The sequence below is a fragment of the Burkholderia sp. AU38729 genome, from assembly GCF_020419725.1.
Classification (GTDB): Bacteria; Pseudomonadota; Gammaproteobacteria; order Burkholderiales; family Burkholderiaceae; genus Burkholderia.
Window position 1 is genome coordinate 77,170 of record NZ_JAIZQO010000016.1, and the last position, 18,966, is coordinate 96,135.

The 18,966-nt window shown below is 60.9% G+C and carries 16 protein-coding genes and 1 pseudogene; 3 read left to right on the forward strand and 14 right to left on the reverse strand.

Annotation, left to right across the window (positions count from 1 at the left end):
- Positions 1-34 precede the first annotated feature (34 nt).
- From tssG to LGM56_RS32855, 7 genes are all read right to left on the reverse strand, one after another.
- A complete protein-coding gene (tssG, locus tag LGM56_RS32825; protein ID WP_226207843.1) occupies positions 35-1,135 on the reverse strand; it encodes a type VI secretion system baseplate subunit TssG in 1,101 nt (366 codons plus the stop codon).
- A complete protein-coding gene (tssF, locus tag LGM56_RS32830; protein WP_089424357.1) occupies positions 1,099-2,934 on the reverse strand; it encodes a type VI secretion system baseplate subunit TssF in 1,836 nt (611 codons plus the stop codon). Before tssF ends, tssG begins: the two co-directional genes overlap by 37 nt.
- A gap of 77 nt (positions 2,935-3,011) precedes the next feature.
- Entirely contained in the window at positions 3,012-3,497 is a 486-nt protein-coding gene (gene tssE, locus LGM56_RS32835; RefSeq protein ID WP_021161818.1) for a type VI secretion system baseplate subunit TssE, read from the reverse strand.
- A gap of 63 nt (positions 3,498-3,560) precedes the next feature.
- Complete coding sequence (locus LGM56_RS32840) at positions 3,561-4,064, reverse strand: Hcp family type VI secretion system effector (protein ID WP_006477093.1); 504 nt, start codon at positions 4,062-4,064, stop codon at positions 3,561-3,563.
- A gap of 70 nt (positions 4,065-4,134) precedes the next feature.
- Positions 4,135-5,625: a type VI secretion system contractile sheath large subunit gene (gene tssC / locus LGM56_RS32845; protein WP_011350759.1), complete on the reverse strand. Its 1,491-nt coding sequence runs from the start codon at positions 5,623-5,625 to the stop codon at positions 4,135-4,137.
- Between the two features lie 15 nt (positions 5,626-5,640).
- On the reverse strand, positions 5,641-6,156 hold the full coding sequence (gene tssB, locus LGM56_RS32850; protein WP_027783377.1) for a type VI secretion system contractile sheath small subunit: 516 nt from the start codon (positions 6,154-6,156) through the stop codon (positions 5,641-5,643).
- Between the two features lie 46 nt (positions 6,157-6,202).
- Positions 6,203-6,832, reverse strand: coding sequence for a tetratricopeptide repeat protein (locus LGM56_RS32855; protein WP_089439098.1), 630 nt, complete (start codon positions 6,830-6,832; stop codon positions 6,203-6,205).
- A 374-nt stretch (positions 6,833-7,206) separates the two neighbouring features.
- On the opposite strand from LGM56_RS32855, the gene tssJ reads away from it, so the two are divergent.
- From tssJ to icmH, 3 genes are all read left to right on the forward strand, one after another.
- Positions 7,207-7,818, forward strand: a complete 612-nt coding sequence (gene tssJ, locus LGM56_RS32860) for a type VI secretion system lipoprotein TssJ (RefSeq protein WP_089424355.1) — start codon at positions 7,207-7,209, stop codon at positions 7,816-7,818.
- A 103-nt stretch (positions 7,819-7,921) separates the two neighbouring features.
- Entirely contained in the window at positions 7,922-9,268 is a 1,347-nt protein-coding gene (gene tssK / locus LGM56_RS32865) for a type VI secretion system baseplate subunit TssK (protein WP_039352024.1), read from the forward strand.
- Positions 9,265-10,047: a type IVB secretion system protein IcmH/DotU gene (gene icmH / locus LGM56_RS32870; RefSeq protein ID WP_071335501.1), complete on the forward strand. Its 783-nt coding sequence runs from the start codon at positions 9,265-9,267 to the stop codon at positions 10,045-10,047. Before tssK ends, icmH begins: the two co-directional genes overlap by 4 nt.
- A gap of 85 nt (positions 10,048-10,132) precedes the next feature.
- On the opposite strand, the gene LGM56_RS32875 is transcribed toward icmH, so the two are convergent.
- The 7 genes and pseudogenes from LGM56_RS32875 to LGM56_RS32905 all read right to left on the reverse strand — a co-directional run bounded on the left by LGM56_RS32875 (position 10,133) and on the right by LGM56_RS32905 (position 18,955).
- Positions 10,133-10,450, reverse strand: a complete 318-nt coding sequence (locus LGM56_RS32875; protein ID WP_226207870.1) for a hypothetical protein — start codon at positions 10,448-10,450, stop codon at positions 10,133-10,135.
- A 309-nt stretch (positions 10,451-10,759) separates the two neighbouring features.
- A pseudogene (locus LGM56_RS37060) lies at positions 10,760-10,980 on the reverse strand (RHS repeat-associated core domain-containing protein); the annotation flags it as partial.
- A 112-nt stretch (positions 10,981-11,092) separates the two neighbouring features.
- Positions 11,093-11,557, reverse strand: coding sequence for a hypothetical protein (locus LGM56_RS32885; RefSeq protein ID WP_226207844.1), 465 nt, complete (start codon positions 11,555-11,557; stop codon positions 11,093-11,095).
- Positions 11,558-11,865: 308 nt separating this feature from the next.
- Positions 11,866-13,140 carry an IS256 family transposase gene (locus tag LGM56_RS32890; RefSeq protein WP_413226812.1) on the reverse strand — a complete coding sequence of 425 codons (1,275 nt, stop codon included), beginning with the start codon at positions 13,138-13,140 and terminating at the stop codon, positions 11,866-11,868.
- Between the two features lie 93 nt (positions 13,141-13,233).
- Positions 13,234-13,839 (reverse strand): hypothetical protein, encoded by a 606-nt coding sequence (locus tag LGM56_RS32895; protein WP_226207846.1) that lies wholly within the window; start codon positions 13,837-13,839, stop codon positions 13,234-13,236.
- A gap of 155 nt (positions 13,840-13,994) precedes the next feature.
- Entirely contained in the window at positions 13,995-14,360 is a 366-nt protein-coding gene (locus LGM56_RS32900; protein ID WP_226207847.1) for a hypothetical protein, read from the reverse strand.
- Positions 14,351-18,955 (reverse strand): RHS repeat-associated core domain-containing protein, encoded by a 4,605-nt coding sequence (locus LGM56_RS32905; RefSeq protein ID WP_226207848.1) that lies wholly within the window; start codon positions 18,953-18,955, stop codon positions 14,351-14,353. The genes LGM56_RS32900 and LGM56_RS32905 overlap by 10 nt, the downstream gene beginning before the upstream one ends.
- Positions 18,956-18,966 lie beyond the last annotated feature (11 nt).

An 18,966-nucleotide genomic window follows, 5' to 3' on the forward strand; every position in this document is an offset into this window, starting at 1 on the left:
GATTGCGTGTTTGTTGTCGTTTGGAATGAGTGAATCAATGAATCACGTGCAGTTCGTAGCGGGCGTCGGAGCGGTCGTCGATCGCGTCACGCGTGCAGAGGAACGCGTCCCAGCCGAGCCGCGAGCCCGCGCCGAGCACGCTCGCGCCGACTTCGGTGCGCTTGAGCACGAGCTTCACTTCGTATTCGAGCGTGACGCCGGCGAGCAGCGTCAGCATCCGCTCCAGTGCGATGGCGTGCGCGCCGCCGGGCAGGAACGCCTCGTAGTCGCGCTTGGACAGCGGGCCGACGACGATCCGCGCGCGCATGTCGCGCTGCCACACGCGTTCGCCGACGAGCGCCGTCGCGCCGAGCACCGCGTTGACTTCGCCGAGCACGCTCAGCTGGTCGGGCGGCACGTCGTACCACTTGCCGACGAACTGGTCGATCTTCACCGGCACGCGGAAATAGTCGGACAGCGTGCGCTGCAGGTAGGCGGCCGACATCGGCCGGTGCCGCGCGGCAAGCGCATAGCCGGCCACGGCCTCGTCGAGCACGCCGCCCACGCCGGCCGCGAGACTGTCGCGCACCTCGTCGCTCGGCACGCCCGCGATCGCGAGCAACAGCGGCAGATAGCGCTCGTCACGGTCGAGCTCGTAGTGGAACGGCAGCCGGTATTTCTTCCACGCGGCATAGAACAGCGCGGTCGCGCGGTTCGAGAACACGTCGAAGAAGGCACGCGCCGCATGGTCGCGCTTCAGGTGCTCGCGCGCGACGATCTGCTCGGTGTAATGCAGCGGCAGCGCGCCCTGCCCGCCGAGCAGCCCGAAGAACGCGGGCGTCAGCTCGACGTGGCCGAGCTCGCCGGCCGCGAGCGCGGCGCCGCGTGCCTCGCCCGTGTCGAGGTGGGTGCCATCGTCGTCGAACGAACGCGCGCCTTCGATCTCGCTCGGCGGAAAGCCGAGCGACAGCGTATTGCGGAATTCGATGCGCTGCGCGACCACGTCGCCCTGCCGCCACGCGCCGGGCGCGTCCGACGCCTGCCGCGCGAACAGCCCTTCGAGCACGCGCACCGCCTGGAAGAACTCGAAGCGGTGCGGCTCGTCGAGCAGCGCGTCGACTACGCCAGGATCGATTCGCCGGTCCGGGGCTTGCATCGGATGATCTCCTCGCCGGTGCGCTTCGACACGACGACTAGTTGAACGAAACTGTTGAGGTGCACGTACAGCCCGAAGAAGCTGTCGAGCACGCGCACGAACGAGGCCAGGCTCGCGCCGACGAAGTGTTCCTCGTCGATCGTCAGGCGGATCTCGATGCCGCGCACGAAGGTCGCGAACGGCTTGCCGGGCAGCCACTGCACGGCGCCGCGCTGCTCGATGCCGGCCAGGCCGTCGATCTGGCGCATCGACACGGCGGTGCGCCGCAGGTCGTACAGCGTCAGCATTTCCTTCAGCGGCGCGAGGCCGTGCGCGACCAGCGACACGTGATTGAGCGCGAGATGCGACACGAGCCGCCAGTGCGCGGCGCGGCCGCGCTCGAAGCGCACGCTCTGCGTCGGGCGGCGCAGCAGCGAAATGCCGCTCGTCTGCGCGCCGCCTTCCTGGAACAAGTCGCCGCCTTCGAGCCCGAACGCGAGCATCGCCGGCAGGTCGCGGTTCGTGCAGGTGAGGTCGAGGCTCAGCGTGTCGGTCTGCGGCGACGTCGGCTCGAAATCGATGTCGACGATCGAGATCTCGGTTTCGTAGCCGGGGCTCTTCTGCGCGACCCAGTCGTTGCGGCGCGCGAACCAGTAATGGCCGATCCGCGCCGATTCACCGTGGTGCAGCGAATAGAACGGCCGGAACTCGATCACCGACTCCTCGTGCGCCTGCTGCCTCACGAGCTTCACCGAATCGATCGAATACACCTCGTACGCGAACGCGCGCCGCGCCTCGGCGATCACCGGGTAGGACACCGCGCGGTGCGTGATGCGGATCGGTTCGCCGTGCTGGCGGAACAGGTTGACGATCGGCGTGCAGAACAGCCGGAAGTGGCTCGCCGTCAGCAGTTCGAGCAGCCGCGCGACGTGCGAATCGCTGCGCACGTCCTGCAGCACGAGATGCAGCGTCGCGCGCTGGCAGCGGCCGCTCGCGCGCGCGATCGCCGCGATGTCGAAGTCGACGAAATCGAACTTGTCGGGGAACGCGAAGTATTCGGTGAGCAGGCGATACGCGGGATGCGATTTCGCCGGGTAGTCGATCAGCGCGTCGTCCTCGTCGAAGCCGGCATGCGCGATCGGCAGCTTGCGCAGCGCGGTCCAGCGGCCGTTGCGTTCGGGCTCGACATACGCGCCGAGCACGTTGACGAACAGGCAGTCGGTCAGCGCGGCGACGAACGACTGTTCGCCGTGCAGGTGCGCGCGCAGCGTCGGCAGCTTCAGCGCGCCGAGATCGAGCTGCGCGGCGAGCGATTCGAACGTGATCGAGATCACGCCCGTCGCGTTCGACGGCAGCACCGTCGCGCTCGGCGCGAGCGCAACCGGCGTATAGCGGGCTTCCGAGATGCGGATCGGCGCGAGCGTCACGTCATAGGCGGTGCGGAACCGGCACTGCACGCCGCGGATCGGGCGGCTCTTCAGCTCGGTGCCGCGATCGATCACGACCGGTTCGGTCTGCTGGCCGGGCGACGCCGGCGTAAACTGCGCGATCGAGCACGACGGGAACGGCCGCAGGTAGTGCGGATACAGCACTTCCAGCAGCGCTTCGGTGAATTCCGGGTAATCGTCGTCGAGCTTCTTGTTGATGCGCGCGCCGAGCAGCGCGAACGACTCGATCATCCGCTCGACGTGCGGATCCTCGCAATGCTCGCCCGACAGCGCGAGCCGCGCCGCGATCTTCGGATAGCGTTCGGCGAAATCTCGCGAATAGCGCCGCAAAAACGATAATTCGCGCTCGTAATACGGCAGCAATTCTTCCATCGACGACCCCGAACCTCAATATTTCCTGCCGGACCCTGATCCACCACCGGGCGGTCCGGCCCGCTCGGCGGCTTGATTTACTGCATTCTTGCGGCGCGTGCGCGCGTGACCGAATACTGCAGCGTCGAGGGCTGCAGCATCGCGTCAAAACTCACCGGCTCCTCGGCCGGGTGCACGACGAGCAGCGCCTGGATCGCGAAATAAAGCGCGTTGGTGGCCTGCTCGTTCAGCTCGAACGTCACCTGCACCTGCTGCAGGCGCGGCTCGTGGCGCGCGATGGCCTGCTGGATCGATTTGCAGATGAACGCGCGATCGTAGTGACTCGCCAGGCTCAGCCCCGCGAAATCGTTCAGCCCGTAGGTCAGCACCGACTTCTGGCACTCCGGCAGCGTGGCCAGCTCGTTTTCGGTGTGGGCGATACGGGTGTTGAGGATCGCCTCGACGTCGCGGGCGACCGTGTTCTTGAGCTCGTCCAGCGACAATTGCCGCATCGCTGCCGAGGCCGGCAGGTGCGGTTCGTCGTCGAACAGCTTGTCGAGAAAACTGGGTTCGAATCGTTTCATCGGCCGGTATGCACAGCGAAAACGGCAACGGGGACGCCGTGCGCCCCGTTGCCGCAACCGACCTTAGACCGCGTAGGTCTTGTCGTTCTTCGTCAGACTCCAGGCGCCTTGCGTGTTGCCGCCCTGGTTGCCGCCGATCTTCTGCTGGGTTTGCTTCCACTGCACAGCTGCGTACTTCAGCGAGAACGTCTCGAGCGGCAGACCTTCTTCGCGAACGCTCGGGGCGATGCTCGAGATGATCACGTACTTGAGCTTGACTTCCAGATACTGCACGCGCTTGCCTTCACCGTCAGCGCGCGAGAAATGGACCGTCACCTCGTCGAACGTGGTGCCGCCCGAAGCGTGTTGGTACAGCAGCGGGCTCGACGAATCGATTTCCTTCGTGAAGATCATGTCGCCGTGTTCGCAACGCGTCATCGTGTGACCGCCAGCGGTCGATGCGGTTGCCGAACGCGGCTGAACGATCGAGTGATCCCACGATTTCAGCTCGATCCAGCCCTGGTGGTCCTTGTCCGCGGATTCGCCCTTCACCGCGGGACTACCAAACTGCAAGTGCATATGTAACATGGCCCTTCGACTCCCCAAAGAGGTGGTTTTAACGTCCTACCCAGGCGGCCCGCCCGGGCGATTTACTCGCTTATGAATTTGCCGGTTTGGGCAGATCAGCGACAAGTCGCAGAGAAATCGAGAGTTCGTCGAGCTGAAAGTGCGGGCGCAGGAACGCGACCGAACGATACGAGCCCGGCTTGCCCGGAATCTCCGACACTTGTATGGATGCCTCGCGCAGCGGAAATTGCGCTTTCTGTTCCTGCGAGGCGTTGTCGTCGAGCAGGACGTATTGCGAAATCCACCGGTTGAGGAAAGTCTCCACGTTCTGCGCCGATGCGAAGCTGCCGATCTTGTCCCGCATCATCGCCTTCAGGTAGTGCGCGACGCGCGATACCGAGAAGATGTACTGAAGCTGGGCGGACAGGACGGCGTTCGCATTCGCGCTGTCGGTGCTGTATTTCTTGGGTTTCTGCACCGACTGCGCAGCGAAGAACGCGGCGTAATCTGAGTTCTTGCAATGGACGAGCGGGATGAAGCCGAGGTCGCTCAGCTCCTTCTCGCGGCGATCGGTGATCGCGATTTCGGTCGGGCACTTCAGCGCGACTTCACCGTCGTCGGTCTTGAACGTGTGGGTCGGCAGGTCCTCGACGAGGCCGCCGCCTTCGACGCCGCGGATCGCCGCGCACCAGCCGAAGTCGTCGAATGCGGCCGTCAGGCGCGCAGCGAACGCCCACGCGGCGTTGCACCACAGGTACTTGTCGTGGTCGGTGCCGTCGACGTCCTCGACGAAGTTGAAGTTCTCCGCGGTCTGGCCGTCCTTCGGATTGAACGGCAGGCGGCCGAGGAAGCGCGGCAGCGTCAGGCCGACGTAACGCGAATCTTCGGCGTCGCGGAACGACTTCCACTTCGCATATTCGACCGTATCGAACACCTTGCCCAGGTCGCGCGGCTTGCCGAGGTCGGAGAACGACTCGAGGCCGAGCAGCTCGGGCGATGCCGACGCGATGAACGGCGCATGCGCGGCCGCCGCGACGTGCGACATCTGCTCGATGAAGTACATGTCTTCCGGCTGGCGCGAGATCTCGTAATCGCCGATCAGCGCACCGAACGGCGAGCCGCCGAACGTGCCGAATTCCTCTTCGTAGACCTTCTTGAACAGCGCGCTCTGGTCGAACTCGCTCGCGCCCTTGAAATCGCGCACGAGGTCGCGCTTCGGTGCGTGCAGCGCCTTGATCTTGATCGTCTGGCCGGTGTTGCTTTCCTTGACCAGGTAGTCCATCCCGCGCCACGTGCTTTCGAGGCGCTGGAATTCCGGCGCGTGCATCACCGCGGAAAGCTGCGTGGAAATCAGGCGGTCGAGTTCCGCGACGCGCGCGTCGATCGTGGCCGACAGGTTGTCCGACACGATCACCGTGCCGTCGAGCACCTGGTGCACGAGTTCGCCGATCAGGTCCTTCGCACGCGCATGCTCGGAATCGGATTTCGCGACCTTGCTCTTCTCGACGATGTCGTCGAGCAGCGAAGTCCCGGCGGCGTAGTCCGCGCCGCTCGCTTGGGCCGCAGCCGTTTGCTGGTTCATCTCAACACTCCGTCGTCATTCGCCGTCTTTGTCGCTGCCCGTGCCCTTCGCGAGCTCCTGCAGCTGCTGCGTGTTCTTCAGCACCTCGGACAGCAGATCCTCGAGCTTGTCGTTGCCGGCGAGCTTGTTGCGCAGGTCGGCGAGCTTCGAGCGCGCCTCGAGCAGGCGGCGCAGCGGCTCGACCTGTTCGACGACTTCGTCCGGGCTGAAATCCGACAGCGAACGGAACTTCAGGTCGACCGCGAACTTGCCGCCTTCCGGGCTCAGGCGGTTTTCCACCTGGAACGCGGCACGCGGCTCGATCGCCTTCATCACGTCGTCGAAATTGTCGCGATCGATGTTGACGAATTTACGGTCGCGCAGCTTCGGCTGCTCGATTTCGGACTGGCCCGCCAGATCGCCGACGACCCCGACGACGAACGGCAGTTCCTTCACCTCGATCGCATCGCCCTTCTCGACCTCGTAGGTCAATTGGACGCGCGGCGGCCGTATTTTCTGCAAGCTTTTCTGAATGCTTTCTTTCTTGGCCATCTCGACGGCTCCCAGGTTAGTTGTGGTTATCGCGTCAGTGTTGCGGTCAGTTGCGCAGTGCGCCGAACGGGTCCGCACCGCCCTTCTGCGGCGTGGCGGGCGGCGTCGGCGTGCTGGTCGCCGCTGCTTCGGCCGCCGGTGCAGCGCCAGCCTTCGGACGATGGACGACACGGCGCGGCTGGCGCGGCTTCACGACCTTCGTTTCCGGCGGGAACAGCGCCGATTCGCCCAGCGTATCGCGCAGCTGCTTCGCGAGCGCCTGCGCATCCGACTTCGCGTCACCCGCGAGCGACGAATCCTGGCGCAGCTCGCCGAGCGACTGCGTCGCGATCCGCAGGCCGGCCACGGCCAGCACGCTCTTCGCCTGACGGTCGGTCGCGTCGCGCTGCAGCGCTTCCTGCGCGGCAACGATTGCCTGACCGTAATGGTTCTGGGCGAACTGGATTTGCGCGATGCGCGACCACGGCTCTTCGCGCGTCGGATCCGACTTCGCGAGCTGCTGGTACAGGCCGAGGGCCTTGTCCTGGTCCCCTGCCTTCGCAACTGCATCCGCATCCGCCAGCGACTTGTTGAACACGTCGGCGGTCGGCGGCGCGGGAGGCTGGCTCGCACAACCGGCGATCACGCCGCAAGCCACTACTACCCCAGACAGTTTTGCGAAGAGACGGTCTTTCATCGTTATATCCACCGGCGCGTGAGTTTTAAATCGTTGAGAATCTGGTTCTTTTGCTTTGCAAGAAGCGCGCGGGTATAGTACCGATCAATTTTTCATAATTCAATCGTCGTGTGAAGAGTAATTCCTTTTAAAACCGGGCGCTACCCCCTCCAATGGCCTCTCGCAGCGGGCTCGCAGCGATTTTTCTTTCGGCCGGAACGGGCAAGTTTTACTGGTTTCGCGACGCGCCGCCCGGACGGCGGCAAAATTTTCCGGGCGCCTGCCTCGACGCGGGCGTGCTTAATAGTTGAACAGTGCAATGCCGGGGATACGCAGCAAACGCGGAAATACCCGGCAGATTTGACAGGGATAAAAGGCAGCCCGCCGGAAACACGATGAGATCGTTGATGATTCGCTACGCGCTGCCACTGGTTGCCTGCGCCCTTCTGGCCGGATGCGCGGCCGCCCCGCTGCTCGGCTCGGCCGCGAGCGCCGTGATGTCCGCGGCCGGCATCGGCAAGCCCGAGGTGCCCGACGCGCAGAAGCCGCCGCGCAACCTCGGCATCACCCTCGCCGCCGCGCCGAACCTGAATGCCGCGACCGACCACAAGCCGCTCGCGCTCGTCGTGCGGCTCTATACGCTAAAGGACCCGACGTCGTTCCAGCAGGCGCCGTTCGACGCGTTCACCGATCCGACCAAGGAAAAGGCCGCATTGGGTGCCGATCTGCTCAACGTGCGTGAAATCACGCTGATTCCGGGCCAGCGCTATACGGCGACCGAGAAGGTTTCGCGCGAGGCGCAGGCATTCGGCATCGTCGCGCTGTTCCGCGATCCCGCACTACAACGATGGAAACTGACGTTCGACCCGGTGAAGTCGGAGAAATCCGGCATAATCATCGGCCTGCATAATTGCGCGATGACGGTCACCGACGGCACTGTCATCGCACCGCAACAGGGTGCGCCTTCACAACCGCTGAATTTGCTTTCTTCGGTCTCCTGCGGTTAAACAATGACGCACGAATGTCAATTAACAAGAGTTAACAATTGGCGATTTAATTCGGGCACGAACAAATCGATTACATCGCAACGCGACATTAACCGGATTTGACATGAGTTATTCGGCCAAGGTGCTGTGGGGGGAAGGGCTGTTCCTCCGGCCTCAACACTTTCAGCGACAGGACGCGTACCACGAAGCGCGCCTGTTCGAATCGATCCAGGCGATCCAGCCGTACAACTGGGGCGTGCGCTCGGTGCGCATCGACCGCGATGCGCTCGGCAGCAACGTGCTGCGGGTGGCCGAGCTTGCGCTCGTGTTCCCGGACGGCGCGCTGTATGCCGCGCCGCAGGCCGACGACCTGCCGCCGCCGATCGCGCTGGACACGCTGCCTGACGGCATCAACGAATTCGTGTTCTATCTCGCGCTGCACCCGCTGCGCGAGAACGGCACCAACTACAGCGACGATCCGGCCGCCGGCTTCATGACGCGCTTCGTCAGCGAGCAGACGAGCGTCGGCGACAACTTCACCGACGCCGCCGAAGCCGACATCACGTTCCTGAAGACGCAGGTCAAGCTGATCGCGCACAGCGAACCGCGCGACCAGTTGCTGTCGGTGCCGCTCGTGCGCGTGCGCCGCACCGCGACGTCCGGTTTCGAGATCGACGACAGCTTCGTGCCGCCGTGCCTCGCGATCGACGCGTCGCCGATCCTCCACCAGCGGCTGCGCCAGCTCGTCGACGCGCTGCAGGCGAAGGTGAACGCGCTGTACGGCTTCCATCGCGAGCCGTCGAAGAACATCATCGAGTTCCGCTCGGGCGACATCGCGTCGTTCTGGCTGCTGCACACCGCGAACGCCGCGTTCGCGACGCTCGCGCACCTGCACCAGCATTCGGCGCTGCATCCGGAGCGGCTGTTCCAGGAACTGCTGCGCCTCGCAGGCCAGCTGATGACGTTCTCGAAGGGCTATACGCTGGCTGATTTGCCGGTGTACCGCCATGACGACCCGGGCCCGAGCTTCGCGCGTCTCGACCTGATGCTGCGCGAACTGCTCGACACCGTGATCTCGACGCGCTACTTCGCGATCACGCTCGACGAGGTGCGCCCGTCGTTCCACCTCGGTCGCCTCGACTCCGGCAAGATCGACGACAAGACCGAGTTCTACCTGGCGGTCTCCGCGGACATGCCGAGCGTCGAGCTCGTCGATGCGGTGCCGGCCCGCTTCAAGGTCGGCGCGCCCGACGACGTCGACAAGCTCGTGCTGTCGGCGATGCCCGGCGTGCGGCTCTCGTACACGCCGCAGGTGCCGCCCGCGATTCCGGTGCGCCCCGGCGCATGCTACTTCGCGCTCGATTCGCGTAGCCCGCTGTACGAGCGCATGCTGCAGGCCCAGTCCGCGATGATCTATGCGCCGACTGGCATCAATGACCTGAAATTCGAACTGATCGCGGTCACATCATGAGCTACGCGCCTTCCCTGTTCGGCGACAACGCGCCGGCCCCCCTGCATACGCCGGCGTCGACCGACGCCTCGTTCCAGGCCCGTTCGCTGCTCGACCTGCTGTACGACGGGTTCTTCATGCTGTTCCTGCTCAAGAACGGGCGGGAGCCGGAGAGCGCGGGCGAGTTCAGCACGCGCATCCAGGAATTCCTGTCGGACTTCGAGCGCGGCGCGAAGAAGCTGAATATCGCGGCTGAAGACGTGTACGGCGCGAAGTTCGCGTTCTGCGCGGCAATCGACGAGATGGTGCTGTCGTCGCAGTTCAAGATCCGCACGGAGTGGGAACGCCGGCCGCTGCAGCTCGTGCTGTTCGGCGAGCAGCTCGCGGGCGAGAAGTTCTTCCAGTATCTCGAGGATTGTCGCGCGCAGGGTGCGGCGCGGCTGCAGTCGCTCGAGGTGTTTCATATGTGCCTGCTGCTCGGGTTCCAGGGGAAGTATCTGCTCGAGGGGCCGGAGAAGCTGGCTTATCTCACCGCGCGGCTGGGCGACGAGATCGCGCATATGAAGGGCAAGCGGGCCGCGTTCGCGCCGCATTGGCCGCTGCCGGATCAGATCGCGCATCGACTCAAGCGTGAAGTGCCGGTTTGGGCGATTGGGGCGGTTTTTGCTCTTGTCGCACTGCTCGGATATCTCGGGCTCAACACGTATCTGAAGGACAAGACGCTGCAGGCGTTGGCGCCTTATTCCCAAGTCATCAAGGTCGGGCCGGAGTCGGCTAATTTGACGATTTCGTTGCCTTGAGGGGTGGGCGTCGTTCGGACGTTGACGCTGCATGAAAAAGGACCGCTTGGCGGTCCTTTTTTACTGTGACGCGCGGCGTGCGCCGTCAAAGCAGGATGAATTCTTCGTTGTCGACGTAGAACACGAACGCGTCGAACAGCTGCGTGGCGGTCGGTTCGTCGACCTGGTCATGCGCGTTGATCACGATGTCTTCAATCGTCGCGCCGTTCAGCGTGACGCGCCAGCCGGGGTGGGGTGCGATAGCAGGTGGCGTGTCGGTCTCGGGGTCGTCGGCATCTTCGGTGAATGCGCCCTCTGTATCGAGCGTCCACGGCGTCGGCGGCAAGCAGAGCCATCCGGAGAAATCGCCGGGATGTTCGAGAATGTGTTGCAACGACACTTCGGTCGTGGTGGTGGTCGACATGGGTATTGCGGTGGTAACGGGACTGGAGTCAATGCGCAGGAGCGGCGATGTAGCAGGTGCACGAAAGGGCCTGCGTCGCGGCACTCGTGTCAGCAAGCCGTGATTATGCCAATTCTCGGTCCGTGAGACTGGCCGGCGCCTGTTGGCCGCCCGTCGCCCCCAAGGCATGTCAGTCGAAACGCGGCCGACCTGAAGCGGCCGCGAACATGACGGTTGGTCCCAGGAGTGTATGCTTCGAGCCAAATACCGCATGATGGGCTGCTGAGACAAGGGAATGCCGAGCTGCCGACAAATATCTCTCAAACTTGACCGACGAGACTTACCACACGGATCGCAAGGGCAGCGAGCAAGGCCGAGCGGGGCGATCCACCCTGTTGGGTTGTCGGCATATTGATAGACGTTGATCCCGCCAGCGAGCCCGATCGGGTCGTTCGATATGAACCGTCCGCTACTCGAATCATAGTACCGGTGCCAGTTATATAGTGCAGCCCCGCTTCCACACCATGCTGTTGCCCCTGAAACCGTGCGGGTTACGACGCGGCGAGGCCTCGCATCTATGAGCCCAAAGGAGGGCTCTGATGCTTGAATTGTCAAAACGCTCCCGTAGGCATACTCTGCGATGCTCCCGTTGCCGTACTTTTCCTACGAGCCGATGTACTTGTACTTCAAACTCAGCCCGTCGCTAGGTCCGCTCAGTTCGACGTGCAAAATCGGCTCCTCAGCCTTGCCGTCCACCCAAAGCACGCATTCCACGCCCCACGACTGACCGTCGCCCATCTCAAAGAGATCAATATATGACCTCGATCCGCTCTTGCCGGAGAACGCAACTTCGATCGGCGCGAGGCTGATACTCGGTTTTGTTCCGAAGTAATCGTCGAGGGACTCGCATATCTCGTCGAGAATCGGTTCGGTCACTCCGAACTCGGACTCTAGTGCCCTTTTGTCCATCGAGTTGAGTGCGTCAAGGAATTCAGAAATCATCTTGTACGCTCGATCATTCAATGATGGGGTCATCTCAGCCTCATTCGTTTCGATGGAGTTGTCGTGCCAGACCCGGCGTTCGCGCCGATGCTGGAGAAATAGCCGCGTGCGCGTAAGACGGTGCATTTGGCCGCCTTGGAGCCGAGCCCGGCGGCCTTCAGCGAATTGAAGGCTGCTACGGTTTCGCTTCCTAAGGTACCGGCAAGAGGCGCGTTTTCTTAAGTCCGGTTCGCGCGGTAGTGAGGAGTTCCACAAGTTGTACCGTCAGCATTTAGGCCCCGTAGACTAATTGCCGGCGCATCGTTGTAGTTGTAGTTTGGCAGGCCGTTCACGGCAGCATCTTGATAAATGTGATGGGAATCTTGTTGGCCGCCGATCTTTCTCAGATCGCGAACCTGTCCGCATTTTTGTGGGCGAGGCGGTTGAACAGCACGTTATCCGCGCGCCTGCATAAATCGCTCCCCGAACAGGATAGCAAACTGGTTCATCGCTGATTTCCAGTCGAAGGCGGACCGCACGGTCTTGGCCAGCACGTTGCGCAGTGCCAGCCAGAGCAGCTTGATCGCCGCCTCGTCATTCGGGAAGTGGCCGCGCGTCTTGATGATCTTGCGCAGCTGCATGTTCAGACTTTCTATGGCGTTTGTCGTGTATACGACCCGTCTAATCTCCGGCGGGAACACGTAAAACGGTACGACGTGCTCCCACGCGCGTTGCCATGATTGCACGATGGTCGGGTACTTCGCGCCCCAAGGTCCGTCGGCGAAGTCTTGCAGCGCCTGTCTTGCCGCCTCTTCGCTGGCGGCCGCGTAGATCGGACGCAACGCCGCGGCCAGTACCTTCCGGTCCTTGTAGCTGGCGTACTCCAGACTGTTGCGGATCAGATGCACGATGCAGGTCTGAACGGTGGTCCGTGGATAGGCGGCGCTGATGGCCTCGGTCAGCCCCTTCAAGCCGTCCACCACGGCGATCAGGATGTCCTGGCAGCCGCGCGTCTTGAGTTCGTTGAACACCTTGAGCCAGAACTTGGCGCCCTCGGTCTGCTCGATCCAGAGGCCCAGCACGTCGCGCTGGCCGTCGGGCTGGATACCCAGCGCCAGATAGACGGCCTTGTTGCTGACCACGCCATCGTCGCGGATCTTGACCCGCAGCGCATCGAAGAACACCACCGGATACATCGTCTCGAGCGGGCGGCTCTGCCAGCTCAGCGCTTCGGCCATCACCTCGTCGGTGACCGAGCTGATGAAGTCGGGCGAGACCTCGGTGCCATAGTGCTCGGCCAGAAATCCCTGAATCTCGCGCACGCTCATGCCGCGGGCGTACATCGCGATGATGCGTTCGTCGAAGCCGGTGAAGCGGCGTTCGTGCTTGGGAATCAGGATCGGCTCGAAGCTGCCGTCACGGTCACGAGGTACGTCGACCCGGACTGGGCCACGATCGGTGATGACCGTCTTGCCGCTGGCGCCGTTGCGTTCGTTGGCCTGACCGGGCGGCATGGGCTGGCCCGGAGGGTAGCCCAGATGCAGATTCATCTCGGCGCCCATCGCACGTTCGATGACCGCTTTGTTGAACGCCAGCATCAGATCCTGCACCTCAGCCGGCGTCATCGGCCCCTTGACCAACTGATCCAGCAGTTCCTTGGGCAGTTCAGGCAGTGGCCCTCGGGCCGCTGCCTGACGCGCTACGGTTTGTCTTTTCTTTTTCATCGGCATATCCATGGCCTTTACACCTCATGATATGCCCCGCCCACGAAATCACGGATAGGTCCCGCCCCTCGCGTCAAATTTCCCGCGTCAGGCGGCTCATCAGGGTTGGTAGCGGATCGTTTCATAGATCTTGGCCATACCTTGCTTCGCTGCGCTCTCATTCGCAGCCAGTCCGGACGAGAGGACCATGCAGGTCCAGCCCATGCCGCAGACCTTGCTCGTGACGAGATCGAGACGATGCGCATAGAGCTCGTCTTGCTTGAAAATCGTGTGTGTATAACGTGAAGCAAGCGCCGGATATTTACTGCTCAACATGAATGAGGCGAAGTCCGGCTTCGTGTACTGAGTCGGCTTGTCGTCCACCTGGCTCTGGTACAGATACTGCGCAGTACCTTCGTAGGAACGTGCGACCTTGGTTCGCAGCACCTGAACGACAACGTCCAAATTCAGTACTTCAAATGCGGATTTGTCGGCCTCGATACTTACTCTCCTGCCATCGGTGTCTTGGAGCAAATCGTTTGCCGTAACCCTCCAGTCGCCCGGGAGCTGGAAGCTCAAACCGTTGGCTTTGAAGAGCTTCGGATGCGCCAGATCAGGGGCTGCTGCGGCTCGCGGCCGGAAGTCGTCGGCATATAACGTCGTTGAAAGCGACAAGAAGATAAAAATTATGATAGCTTTTCGCATAGCCATCACAACAACTCTCATATCAGTCAATCCACGATTCCGACTCGATCACGAGATTTTTTTATAATTACTTCAGCTCCACCCAACCACCCTCCAAATTATAAAAAAATAAAATCCACATCGATTAACAAAATCACCCCCACCCTCCGAGACGGCCCACCCAACACCACGAAAATTCACACTCTCAAAATCAAAAAAGTATCCAGAATTTTATTTTTATACTTCATATAACTCAATTGGACAAATTCCGGAGTTGAAAATCCGCCCTTCAAAACCAACTCCTCCAACTTATACGCCGCATATTCACACGTCTCATTTGATAAAAAGATCTCCAACCCTCGCCCCCTTTTTATAACCTCATCGTCTCCAATGGAGAATTTTATAGCAATAGAATCGCCCGTTGAACGATCACAAAGATCAACCTCAAATATTTGACTTTTCGGAAGACCGACGATCGCATTGAGAAAATCAACCCCATCACTCAAATCAAACACGAACGAAATTCCACCAAACTCCCTCAGCAACTCCAACATCACGGACACCCCTTATTTCCAATATCAAGCTGAATGTGCACATTCTTTGTAACAACATGATTTCCATTACCCGTTGGCCTCAGGAATTCGAAATGAACGTGAGGAGTATCAGCAACATTAGGGCTTCCCATCCCATGGGCACCCGAGTAATCTGAAGGCGTCACACGAACCTGCCGCGCTCCATCCAAACTTCTCCATTTCCCCGGCCCTACCTTTACCAAATCATCTCCCAAGAATTTTGCCCGTTCCTCTTTGAGATCTCCTCTACAAATAATACGACGCCATTCAGACAAATTCTGAGTCGATTTATTCGTCTTATCCTTTCCAAACAAATCAGCAGCACGACCGGTGGACTTATATTTAAGCCCGACAGGATCAATCCACTCTATTGGGTTCGGAGCATATCTCTGCAAATTCTCCCCACCAGCCAAACCAACTGGATCTTGAGATATAAACCGTCCGATTCCATGATCATAGTATCGATTTCGGTTGTAATGCAGTCCCGTTTCCTCATCGGCCTGCTGCCCCTGGAACCGCAGCGGGTTCTTCGGGGTAATCCCTGTGGCCTTCGATGCTCGCGCGATCACTTCTTGCGCTTCACCCCACGCCTTATACGATGCTTCCCACACGACGTCGCCGCCGTCATCCGTCAATAACTGAGGTGTACCGATTTGATCGCAGTGGTAATAAAACAGCTTGGCATCCGCCCTACGCTCCGGAACTTTTTGCAGCGGATCATCCTCCGGCACGTACCGATCGGTACTTTTCCACTCCGGCGTCGCAATTCCCTCTACTGACTCCGCCACATACTGCACCAACGGCACGAACGTCCCCGGCTCATAGATATAGTGCGTGCCGGACTCTCCGTTGCTTTCATACGCCAGCGTATCGCCATCCCACCCGAACACCGTCCGCTCGCCGTTTACCTCCTTCGCGATCCGCCGGCCGAATGCATCATAGAAGTATCGCGACTCAATCTGCCGCGACGCCTCCGCAACTCGCGCCGACAGCAAACGGTTGAACTCATCCCACTCGTATTCCTGCTGCCCAGCCGGTGTACGCTTACGCACCAGATTCCCGCGTGCGTCGTACTCAAAGTGCATCCCGGCATACCCCTTCAGCAGATTACCGAGTACCTTGGGCACTTCATCGGGAAGCGTGCTTTCCGGTTTCACAGGACTGGGCCGTGACGCAGACACCTCCCTCGGCTGCACCGAATCGATAATGTTGCTCGCGGGATCGAACGCAAACCGTTCCCTCGCAACAGGGCTGACCGCTTCAATCAGACGCCCAATCGGGTCATAACGATAGTCAATCCCGCCCTTGCGACTATCCTCGATTCGCGACAGCTGTCCGACCGCGTCGTAGCGATACCGTCGCTCGGCCAAAGGTGCCGGCGACATCGACCGTTGAATCGTTTGTCTCGACACCCGTCCCGCCGGATCGTACATCGTGCGCTGCCCGACCGTGCTCGACAATGACCGCCCCGTCTCCCGATGCAGGTCGTCACGCTCGAACTGCACGCGCTCCTCGCCATCCAGCATCATGCCGTGCACATGCCCTGAGCCATACATCATCCAGTCGACCGCATGACCATCCGGGCGGACGGTCCGTCGTCGATTGCCAAGTTCGTCGTATTCGTGGTGCCAGACATAGCTGCGCTGCTGCCCGAACAGATCGTAAGCGTGATGTTCGCGCGTGAGATTGCCAACCGGGTCAAAGAAAAACTGGACGCGACTATATTGGTTTACCGCCTCGATCAGTCGACCATTAGGGTCGTATGCAAACCGCTCTTCACTCGTCCCTGAGACTCGTTTCAGCAAGCGACCGTTTGGATCGACATTCACCGACGTCACACAGCCTGCCTCATCTACGGAGACAAGATCGCCGCTTTCCCGGTCATACCGATAGCGTGTCGACTTGCCATCGAAACCGACTTCCTCGATCAACCGCCCAGCGGCATCGTAGTGGAACTGATATGTCGCGAAATTCGCGTCGATCAATGCACTCAATCGCCCAAGGCGATCATATCGGTACGCGATCGTCTGCCCGAGTGCATCCGCGCGGCTTGCGATACGGCCGGCTGCATCGTAGCTATAACATGTCGATCGATTGAGCTGATCGGTAAGCCGCAGCAATCTACCTTCAGCGTCGTAATGCATTTGCTCGATACCGGCTGGCGAACGAATCTCAGCCAATTGCCCGTTCGGGCCATAACCATAAACGACCACCCGGCCAGACGCGTCCTTTGCCTCGCACACGCGACCAATCATGTCGTATCGCCACTCCGTTTTTTTCCCTGAGCAATCGGTATAGCTCGTCATCTGTCCGGCGACGTTGTATTCGATCGACTTCGCTCCGCCCTTTGCATCGGTGATTTGTACCGGCAGCCCTTGGTCGTTATAGCTGTATTTCGTCGCGTGCTCGAGCGGATCAATCTCTTCGACGAGATTTCCAACATCATCATATTTGCGCTGCCACACACGTCCGTTCGGATCGGTAAAGCGGATCATCTGATCCTTGTCGTCGTACGCCAGTTCGACGACGCTGCCATCCGGACGCTCGTGCCACGTCCGATTCCCTCGCGCGTCGTAACGCATCTGCTCGATGCTACCGTCCTGCAGAATGTGCAGCGTCAGGTTGTTGTGTTCATCGCGCCGGAACCACTCTTCGTTCCCGTCCGGATAAGCAATCCGATACACATAGCCGCTGATGTTGTAGTAGTAGCGCGTTACCTGACCGAGCGCATCGGTCACGTAAGTAAGGCGGATATTCGGATGCCATGCGAGACGGATGTCGAGACTGCCATCGTCCGCATACTCGCGCACACATTTCGCGTTTGCGCTGTCATCCGCGTCAGCACCGTCCCATTCGAGCGTGATGCCGCGACCCGTGCGGTCGGTGTAGTGCGTGACGAGATGCCGGCGGTACTGATAGCTCCACGCGTTGCCATGCCGATCGGTGGCGCTCACGAGGTCCCCTGCTTCGTCGTAGGCGTAACCCGCGAGCCTGCGACGATTGCCGTCCTCGAGCACCTGCTCGATCAACACGATCCGACCTCGCTTGTCGTGCTCGAACGACAGCACATTTCCACTCGCATCGATCAACCGCACCACACGGCCAAGTGCATCGTAATCGAGCGTAATCGTATTGCCCGCACGATCTTTCTGCATCGCCAACCGGAATACATCGCCGTGGCGCTCATAGACATGCAGCACATCATGCCCGTACGCGATAGTCATCCACGTATCGTCGAGACGCGACAGCGTCAGATTCTCCGCGAGATCGTCTTTCACGCCCCCGACTGCGAGAGCGCGATATTCAATGCTCCGCCCGCTGGCGTCACGATAGAGCCACGTATCTCCATCGATATCAATTCGCGTCGTGTAGGGCGTGAGCCAGCGCGCGCCGAGTTCACCGTTATCGTACGCGGAAAGACGGGACCGGTACGTCCGGGCCCAGACGAGTGGCAACGCCCCAGGCAGTTCGAAATCCGTGTGCGTGAATGTCTCGTCGCCAAATGCAAAGTCGATCGACGCGGGCGACGTGCCGATCTGGCAACCCTTGCATGGGCTTTGGCCCGCGCCCCGTGCATGTGCTTGCTCCCCTGTCATCCCCAGCGGTTCCTGAGGACGATCGACCTGCGCCTTCCCTTTGCCGCCGGGCGGAACATCCGCAGTCTTCTCATGAAGTTTCCCGCGCGCGCGCACCCGCGCCACGGCTTCGATCAACTGCGCGATCAACCACAGCATCTTGCCTTCTTCGCTGCCGTTCAGATCGCGGATCGCCTTAGCGACCTTCGGTGCCTCGGTCTTCAGGAATGCGACGATATCCCGGAACGGTTGCAACCACGAATCCGGCGCGAGCTTCGCGGCCATCCCTGCCGTCGCGTTCCCGGCGTCCTTGCCAAGTGCAATCGAACCTTCGTAGCCGTACTCAAAAGCATCGACCACCAGCATCGGGTTGTACCAGGATCGCTTGCCCATCTTCTGAGCGATTTGCGTAGTACGTCGCACATTGGCGCTGCTGTCGAAGATTTTCCCCTTGAGGGCGAGTTCCAGTCCGTCCGCAATACCAACCATCAATTCCTGCGCCTTGTGCGCGCAGTCGTTCAGCAGTTCAACAAGAACGTCCTGCAGGGTCTTCAGGAAGTTTTCGATTTCAGTCGCAGCAGCAGCGTTGACATGTGTGACGAGCACCGAGATAAGCGCCGCCCCGAGGTTGCCGCGCGTCACCAGCAACTGATTGCGCACGAGCCCGAGCAACGGCCGAGCCGACAATCGAAACGATGCCAGCGGCGGCGGAACCGGAATGACCCCGATCAGGTTGATCGCAAGCCCAAGGTAATCGAGCAGATTCGCGTGGCGCTTCTGGACGATCGTCACGATGTCGCAAACCGCGTCGTAAAACGCCATCAGGTTGCCGATGATCGGCACCGCACTTGCAACGGTCTTGAGATCCTCGAACGAAATGTGATTGCCGCTGATTTCGAGCAACCACTTATTGAAACGGTCGCCGCCCGCCGCCACATCTTTCGGTGAAATATCGCTGAGCCAGGAAACGGCCTGTTCCTTCTCGGCGCCCGGTGGAAGTTGTTGTGCCATGTCGTTGTTCT